This window comes from Micromonospora sp. D75 (assembly GCF_018070405.1).
GTDB classification, from domain to species: domain Bacteria; phylum Actinomycetota; class Actinomycetes; order Mycobacteriales; family Micromonosporaceae; genus Micromonospora; species Micromonospora chalcea.
Genome location: NZ_JAGPXV010000901.1, coordinates 1 through 1731 on the forward strand (window position 1 = coordinate 1; position 1731 = coordinate 1731).

A 1731-nucleotide genomic window follows, 5' to 3' on the forward strand; every position below is an offset into this window, starting at 1 on the left:
CCGAACAGGTGCGGGCCGCCCTCGCAGAGCAACTGGTCCAGCCCTCGGCGGCGCAGCTCCGCCAGGCCCACGGCCAAGTCGACCCGGCCGCTGCCGTCGACCCGGCCGCTGCCGTCGACCCGGTCGGTGCTGGTGACCGGGGCGGGGCCGCAGCGGACCAAGTCGGCGACGTCGGTGAGGCCGGGCGGCGGTACGGCGTCGGCGTGGGTGAGCACGATCGGCCGGACCGGGGCGTCGGCGAACGCGGCCTGGGCCGGGTCGAGGTCGAGTGAGCCGGAGACGACCACGAGCGTCGGGAACTCGGCCAGCCCGCGTTCGCGGCGCCAGGCCCGGCGTTCCGGGCTCAGCCGGACCGCCCGGTAGCCCTCGTGGCGCAGCGTGCCGGCGGCCACCACGAGAGCGTCGCAGAGCATCCGCAGCAGCCCGAAGACCCGCTTGTCCGGCTGGCCGGAGAGCCCGGCGGAGTAGCCGTCCAGAGTGACCGCGCCGTCGGCGCTGGAGACGAAGTTGACCCGCAGGTGCGGGCGGGCCGACCGGCCGTAGAGCGCGGTGAGTTCCGGGTCGGTCAGCGCGCCGGTGACGGGTGCGGGCCAGATCCGTTCGATCGGGGTTCCGACGCTCATTCGCCGGCCGGACCGGTGACCGGAGGGGTGGGTTCGGGGGTACGGTGCTGGCAGTCGCACCACTTCCGGCCAGGACAGTCGTCGTGCCGCCGTTCCCGGCAGGCTCGGCAGATCATGCAGGCAGCCTATGCCGAGGAAGGATGGGACGTCGTGTCGCGTCAGATCTTCCAGCTCATGGTGTCGCTGGCCGGGGTCCGGCCGCCGGTGTGGCGGCGGGTGCTGGTGCCCGGCGGCTACACGCTGGACCGGCTGCACCGGGTGATCCAGCACGCGATGGGCTGGCGCGACTGCCACCTGCACTCGTTCGACGTGGACGGCCGGCAGTACGGCGAACCCGACCCGGACGGCGAGCTGGCGCTGCGCGACGAGCTGGACGTCCGGCTGGACACGGTAGTGGGCAAGGGCGACCGGTTCCGCTACACCTACGACTTCGGGGACTGGTGGGAGCACGACCTGGTGGTGGAGGACTGCTGCGCCGCCGACCCGGACGAGCGTTACCCGGTCTGCCTGGACGGGGAGCGGGCCTGCCCGCCGGAGGACGTGGGCGGCCCGGCCGGCTATGCGGTCCTGCTCGCGGCGCTCGCCGACCCGGCGCACCCGGAACACGTGACGATGCGCGAGTGGGCCGGCCCGGCGTTCGATCCGGCCGCGTTCGACGCCGGCCGCGCCACCGTCCTGCTGCGCCGCTGCTGCTGATCGCGCCGCCCGCGCGCCGCTGATCGCGGGCTCCGAGGAGGGGTCGCCAGCGGCGCGGTAACGAAATGGGAACGCTCCCAACGGTCTATTGACACCCCTGTCACCTCCCGGCAACCTCATGGGAGCGCTCCCGAGAGTGGTGCGGATCTCCCTCCTGCCCCGCTCCGGCCCGCGCGAAACGCACCCCCCACCACACAGCAGATATCGCCTCACCACCGAAAGAGGGGTCTCGGATGAGCGTCCCAATCCGTCGTCGGCGGTTCGCGGCCATCGCGCTCGCGTCCGTCGTCGTGCTCGGCACCACCGCCGCCTGCGGCGACGACTCGGACAGCGGCGACAGCGGCAGCGGCGACGGCCCGATCACGCTGGTCGTCGACGTCTTCGGCGACCAGGGCTTCGGCTACGAAGAGCT

Annotated in this window: 2 protein-coding genes and 1 pseudogene; 2 read left to right on the forward strand and 1 reads right to left on the reverse strand. The window is 73.4% G+C overall.

Annotated elements, in window-relative coordinates; all coding sequences use genetic code 11:
• Positions 1 to 623, reverse strand: a 623-nt coding sequence (locus tag KBX39_RS30495) for a dihydrofolate reductase family protein (RefSeq protein ID WP_210873865.1), incomplete at its 3' end; no start/stop codon positions are given.
• A 150-nt stretch (positions 624 to 773) separates the two neighbouring features.
• Between KBX39_RS30495 and KBX39_RS30500 the strand changes: the two genes are divergently transcribed.
• Positions 774 to 1319, forward strand: coding sequence for a plasmid pRiA4b ORF-3 family protein (locus KBX39_RS30500; protein ID WP_187693783.1), 546 nt, complete (start codon positions 774 to 776; stop codon positions 1317 to 1319).
• A 233-nt stretch (positions 1320 to 1552) separates the two neighbouring features.
• Positions 1553 to 1731: pseudogene (locus tag KBX39_RS34170) on the forward strand (carbohydrate ABC transporter substrate-binding protein); the annotation flags it as partial.